Consider the following 6,268-nt stretch of genomic DNA (forward strand, 5'->3'; position numbering starts at 1 on the left):
AATTGGTTCTCCGTTTAAAAGGGCATCCACTGCATTTTCAACATAATGCTGTTTTACCGCTTTTGCATCTTGATAATTATCATCAATTGCTCCAATATATTTTACCTCATTCCCTTTATCAGTCTTTTGGAGTACATACACGTGAGGTGTTTTTGTAGCTCCATAGGTAGGATATACTTTTTGTCCTTCATCAATAAGGTATGGAAATGTAAATCCTTTTTCTTTTGCTCTTTGTTTCATCGCCTCAAAACTATCCCCTGGTTTTACTTCTGGATTGTTCGGATTAATAGCTATCACAGGATATCCCAGATTCTTATACTTAGTATCTAGTGCAATGATGCGATCTTCATTAGCTACAGAGAAAGGACAGGTGTTACAGGTAAAAACAACAATAAATCCTTTTGCATTTGCATAGTCAGAAAAAGTAACAAACTCACCATTGATATTCTTTAAGCGAATATCCTTTGCAATGTCCCCGATTCCATAACCATTTCCGTATCCGTTTTCGGTTCCACCAGTCTTATTTGGGTTAATTGATTTTACGACAAAAGCAGATAAAATCACAACAAAAGCTACAGCCGTTAAGATTTTTAATGTTTTCATAAAAATAATTTAAGTTCTTCTTCTAGTTCTTTAAATGTAAAAGATTTTTCATAAAAAGAACGTTTTTGATCTGTATATATAATAGTAGCAGGAATAGCACCCGACCAATTAATATCTACTTTAGGAATCCAACTGTTGCCGTCTCCATCGTCTAAAAACACCACTTCTGATTGAAGGTTACGCCTTTTTATAAAATGAGTTAAACGTTCTCTTTGATCAGGAAAATCTAAACTGACTAAAATAACTTTTACATCTTGAGCACTATATTTTTCTCGTATCGTTTCAAAATGAGGCAATTCTTCTATACAGGGTTTACACCAAGTAGCCCAAAAATTCACCACGTGAACAGCAGCGTTAGATTCTCTTAGGTAAGATTCTAATCCTTTGTAATCCACTGTAACAAATAGCGTATCTGCTCCTGTACTAACAGCAGAAACTGTTTCTTGGTTTTTACCCTTGCAACTTAATAAAAGAAATAAACCTATAAGTACATAAAATTTCATTGCAGTAAAAGTATTGTATGGTTTCCATTTGAGAAGAGGTATTAACAAACTTTGGGATTTACACGTTAAAAAAATGTTTTAAATCTCTGCTTAAATACGTTGATTTAAAAAAAATGTTAAAAATTTTAAACAGAATGAAAGAAAGTATTACATTTGTACATACAACAATTGTAATGACAATAGAAGACGTTATACAAGCTAAGACATTACCGCTTTCGCGAAAGCTAACCATTAACCTTTTGTATTCTGCAAATTGGGTCAATGATATTATTGCAGAAGCTATAAAACCTTTTGATATATCGTTACAACAATTTAATGTTTTACGTATTCTAAGAGGTCAGAAAAACAAGCCTGCAAATCTCTCTACGATTAATTCGCGTATGGTAGCAAAAACGAGTAATACAACACGTCTTGTAGACAAATTAATTACTAAAGGATATACTGAGCGCACTATTTGTCCTTCCAATAGAAGAAAAGTAGAAATTACAATTACCGAAAAAGGATTACTCCTATTAAATACATTAGACCCTATTATAAATAATGCTGAAAAAAAAGTAACAGCACAATTAAGCGATCGTGAGCTTGAGTTGCTCAATAAACTACTCAACAAACTCAGACAATAAATAATAATACCTTAAAACAGAAAAAATGAAAACTAGATTATTTACAGCAATTTTAGCTCTTATCGTAACAGGGGCATTTGCAACAAACCCAGTAAAAAAAGAAGTAAAAGTAAAAGATGCAACCATTACTTGGGTTGGGAAAAAAGTAACTGGATCACATACAGGAACTATTGATTTACAAGAAGGAACTCTTATCATGGACGGCAATACTCTTGTAGGTGGAAGTTTTACTGTAAACATGACATCATTACAAGTAACAGACCTAGAAGCTGGAAAAGGAAAAGAAAAATTAGAAGGTCATTTAAAAACTGATGAATTTTTTGGAGTAAATAACTTTCCAACAGCTACATTTACAATTACAGATGTTGCTCAAAGTGGAGATGGCTATAGCGTTGTTGGAAATATGACGATCAAAGGGATTACACAACCTATGAAAATTCGTATGAACATTAATGGAAATACGGCATCTACAAAATTAGATATAGATCGTACAAAATACGGAATCACCTATGGTTCTGGAAGCTTCTTTGACAACTTAAAAGACAAAGCAATCGATGACAACTTTGAGCTTGCTGTAAGTTTAACATTCTAATCACAGTATTTAAAAAGATACGCCCTGAAACTATTTTTATAAAATTTAGCAACAGGGCTTTTTTTATTTAAAACGCCTTCCTATATTTACACTCACAATGAAAAACAATGCAGTACATACTTGGTGGTGGAATACGAAACAACAGTTCTCGTAAGGAAGCTCCTATGTATATACATATATAAAAAGCCTGTCTTACGACAGGCTTTTTCATTTTTACAGAAAATCGTTTTCATAAAAAAAATACTATGCCATACGTATTAAAGACATACTCAAAAAAACTACTTGCAGATACCCTGACCCCTGTCTCTGTATACTTACGTTTACGAGATCGTTTTCCCAATAGCTTACTATTAGAGAGTAGTGATTATCATGCCAATGATAATAGTTTCAGTTATATTTGTTGTAATCCTATTGCTTCCATAAAAGTAGATCGTAACAGCATTACGCAGCAATTTCCTGACGGCAATACCACGTCTCAAAAAATGACTCCTGAAACCGATGTGGTTGGTATTTTGGACGCTTTCGCGAAAGCGTTCTCCTCCCAATCTTCTGACTTTAAATTTATACACAATGGCTTATTTGGGTATATGTCGTATGATGCTGTACATTACTTTGAAGATATCGAAATCACTAAAAAAGAACAGGATCTTGCTATTCCTGATATGTATTATGCCGTGTATCAAAATATCATTGCGATCAACCATTTTAATAATGAAGCTTATATCTTTTGCCACACCACAGGAGATCAAAATAATATTCCGCAAATAGAGCAACTACTAAAAGTAAAAAACTTCGCTGAGTATAATTTTAATAGAGAAGGCGTACCAGATACCAATATTTCTGATCAGGATTTTAAAACCCTTGTAGAAACATGTAAAAAACATTGTCAACGAGGAGATGTTTTTCAAATAGTTCCTAGTAAACGTTTCTCTCAACAATTTAAAGGTGATGAATTTAATGTATATAGAGCACTGCGAAGTGTAAATCCTTCTCCTTATTTATTCTATTTTGACTACGGAGATTTTAAGATATTTGGATCTTCTCCAGAAGCACAATTGATTGTAAGTGAAGGAAAAGCAGAGATTCACCCCATTGCTGGTACGTTTAAACGTACAGGAAATGATGAGCAAGATGCGCAACTTGCAAAAGAACTCGCAGTGGACGAAAAAGAAAATAGTGAACACGTCATGCTCGTTGACCTTGCTCGTAATGATCTTTCTAGAAATGGTCACGGTGTTCAGGTTGAAACCTATAGAGAGGTACAATTCTTCTCACATGTGATTCACCTTGTAAGTAAAGTAACTGCACAAAAACATGAATCTTCTAGCACATTACAAGTCGTAGCAGATACATTTCCAGCCGGGACATTAAGCGGTGCTCCTAAACATAATGCCATGCAATTACTAGAAAAATATGAGAATCGGAATCGTACTTTTTATGGTGGGGCGATCGGTTTTATGGATTTTGATGGCAATTTTAATCACGCCATCATTATCCGTTCTTTTTTAAGCAAAAATCACACCTTACATTATCAAGCTGGAGCTGGAGTCGTTTCTGGTAGCGATCCAGAAAAAGAATTACAAGAAGTATATAATAAATTAGGCGCCTTAACAAAAGCACTAGAACTTGCTGAGGAGATATAGTTTGTTAGCAGTTTATATCATAAAAACAAAATAGATGAAAAAAGTACTCGTTATAGATAACTATGATAGCTTCGTATACAACCTCGTCCATTATTTGGAAGAATTAGATTGTATTGTCGTTGTCAAGCGTAATGATCAGTTTCACATCAATGATTGTGAAGAATATTCCAAGATTTTATTATCACCTGGACCTGGGATTCCTGAAGAAGCAGGATTGCTTAAAGAAGTTATTAAAAAATATGCGGCTACCAAAAGTATTTTAGGCGTATGCTTAGGGCAACAAGCGATAGGAGAAGTTTTTGGTGGTACGCTTATTAATTTAGATCAAGTATTTCATGGAGTCGCTACACAAATCAGCATTATCAAAGAGGATACGGTTTTATTTCAAGGTCTTGATCATCGTATAGATGTAGGCAGGTATCATTCTTGGGTCGTAGCGCAAGAAGGGTTTCCTGAAAGTTTGGAAATAACCGCAGTAGATGAAACAGGACAAATTATGGCATTAAGACACAGAGTATATGATGTGCGTGGGGTACAATTTCACCCAGAAAGTGTCCTGACTCCTGATGGAAAAGCTATGATTAAAAATTGGATTGACAATTAATTAAACCATATATCATGAGGAATCTCTTTTTCTATATACTGCTACCGTGTATACTCGTTTCATGTGTAAAAGACACCCCTAAAACACCTGAACCTCCTACGCCAGTGGAAACAACCAAAGAAGCGCCAGAAGCGCCAGAAGTTCTTCAAATAGATACAGTCCCAGAACCTCCTGCTCCACCTATTGTTAAAGAGATACCCAAACCTGTTGTAAAAAAGAAAAAGAAAAAAGTAGTCAATAAAAAACCTGACGATTACAAATCTCTTATTTTCAATGTGCAACTCGGGATTCATCCAGACAGAAAAAATTGGATTGTTTTTAAGAATGGTACGTATCTCGTCTTCCCTAATAACACCGCAGAAAAAGATGCGATAAGAGCTGCAAAAAAGCTACTCTCTAACTATAAAGCAACCTCATTAAACATTAATAAATCATCCTTTGCTAAAGGATGGATTGCCTCTACCAGCACAGGAATATATAATTACATAGACAGAGCCGAATTTGGCAGAGGGATTCCTAAAAAAGAAAATATACTCAAAAAAGGGATGGAGAATATTGCTGGAGACTCAAAAGGATTAGAGATCGTTTATATTAATAGACCAAAATAAGATTTCTGTCGTCAAGAAAAATAACTATGAAAAATATACTTAACAGATTGATACAACACGATATTCTTTCCAAAGAAGAATCACGTGAAATATTAGTCAACATTTCAGAAGGAAAATATAATATGAGTCAGATTGCGTCTTTCCTAACGGTCTATATGATGCGAAGCATTACCATAGAAGAGTTAGAGGGTTTTAGAGATGCCTTATTAGATTTATGCCTCGCTGTCGATTTTTCTGAATACAACGCCATCGATTTATGTGGTACAGGTGGTGACGGAAAAGACACCTTTAACATTTCTACGCTGTCCAGTTTTGTCACTGCGGGCGCGGGGGTACACGTTACAAAACATGGTAATTACGGAGTATCTTCGGTGAGCGGAAGTAGTAATGTGATGGAATACCTAGGTATCAAATTCAGTAATGACAAAGATTTTCTAAAACAATCTATGGATGAAGTAGGCATCTGTGTATTACACGCCCCACTCTTTCACCCTGCTATGAAAAATGTAGCTCCCATTAGAAGAGAACTCGGTGTGAAAACCTTTTTTAATATGTTAGGTCCTATGGTGAATCCTGCATTTCCTAAAAATCAATTGGTAGGTGTATTTAATCTAGAACTTGCAAGAATGTATGGATATCTCTATCAAAAAGGAGGGAAAAACTTCACAATTCTTCATGCATTAGATGGGTACGATGAGATTTCATTAACAGGCCCTACAAAAACGATTACCAATCATACTGAAACCATACTTACTCCTGCCGATTTTGGAGTAGCACCACATACGCAACAAGACATTTATGGTGGAGATAGTATAGAAGCCTCTGCAAAAATATTTATAGATGTGATTTCTGGAAAAGGAACCGCACCACAAAACAACGTGGTCTGCGCCAATGCAGGGATGGCAATCGCCACTGTAAAAGGACTGAGTCCAAAAGAAGGTTTTGACCTTGCTAAAGAAAGTTTGCTTTCTGGTAAAGCAGCTGAAAAATTAAAAAAATTACAAGAATTGAGTACATAGAAAATAAAGTAGAAATAGAATTTAAAAACGAAAATTAGAAATAGGATGAAAAAGCTTTTCTTAGTTTTTATTA

Annotated in this window: 8 protein-coding genes; 6 read left to right on the plus strand and 2 right to left on the minus strand. The window is 34.8% G+C overall.

The features are described from left to right. Nucleotides 1-603, minus strand: a 603-nt coding sequence (locus tag Q0505_RS05035; RefSeq protein ID WP_299209742.1) for a thioredoxin family protein, incomplete at its 3' end; no start/stop codon positions are given. After that, complete coding sequence (locus Q0505_RS05040; RefSeq protein ID WP_299209745.1) at nucleotides 600-1,106, minus strand: TlpA disulfide reductase family protein; 507 nt, start codon at nucleotides 1,104-1,106, stop codon at nucleotides 600-602. The genes Q0505_RS05040 and Q0505_RS05035, both read right to left, overlap by 4 nt. Before the next feature lie 113 nt (nucleotides 1,107-1,219). Between Q0505_RS05040 and Q0505_RS05045 the strand changes: the two genes are divergently transcribed. The 6 genes from Q0505_RS05045 to trpD all read left to right on the plus strand — a co-directional run bounded on the left by Q0505_RS05045 (nucleotide 1,220) and on the right by trpD (nucleotide 6,195). Then, nucleotides 1,220-1,729: a MarR family transcriptional regulator gene (locus Q0505_RS05045; protein WP_366519369.1), complete on the plus strand. Its 510-nt coding sequence runs from the start codon at nucleotides 1,220-1,222 to the stop codon at nucleotides 1,727-1,729. Between the two features lie 25 nt (nucleotides 1,730-1,754). Further along, the gene (locus Q0505_RS05050) at nucleotides 1,755-2,321 is read left to right on the plus strand and encodes a YceI family protein (protein WP_299209748.1); all 567 of its coding nucleotides are present in this window, start codon (nucleotides 1,755-1,757) and stop codon (nucleotides 2,319-2,321) included. A 245-nt stretch (nucleotides 2,322-2,566) separates the two neighbouring features. Continuing rightward, nucleotides 2,567-3,964, plus strand: a complete 1,398-nt coding sequence (locus tag Q0505_RS05055) for an anthranilate synthase component I family protein (RefSeq protein ID WP_299209750.1) — start codon at nucleotides 2,567-2,569, stop codon at nucleotides 3,962-3,964. Nucleotides 3,965-3,998: 34 nt separating this feature from the next. Further along, nucleotides 3,999-4,568 (plus strand): aminodeoxychorismate/anthranilate synthase component II, encoded by a 570-nt coding sequence (locus tag Q0505_RS05060; RefSeq protein WP_299209754.1) that lies wholly within the window; start codon nucleotides 3,999-4,001, stop codon nucleotides 4,566-4,568. 14 nt (nucleotides 4,569-4,582) lie between these two features. Further along, on the plus strand, nucleotides 4,583-5,176 hold the full coding sequence (locus tag Q0505_RS05065; protein ID WP_299209757.1) for a hypothetical protein: 594 nt from the start codon (nucleotides 4,583-4,585) through the stop codon (nucleotides 5,174-5,176). Between the two features lie 26 nt (nucleotides 5,177-5,202). Continuing rightward, a complete protein-coding gene (gene trpD / locus Q0505_RS05070) occupies nucleotides 5,203-6,195 on the plus strand; it encodes an anthranilate phosphoribosyltransferase (RefSeq protein ID WP_299209758.1) in 993 nt (330 codons plus the stop codon). The last annotated feature ends 73 nt before the right edge of the window (nucleotides 6,196-6,268 follow it).

This window comes from uncultured Dokdonia sp. (genome assembly GCF_937910895.1).
Classification (GTDB): Bacteria; Bacteroidota; Bacteroidia; order Flavobacteriales; family Flavobacteriaceae; genus Dokdonia.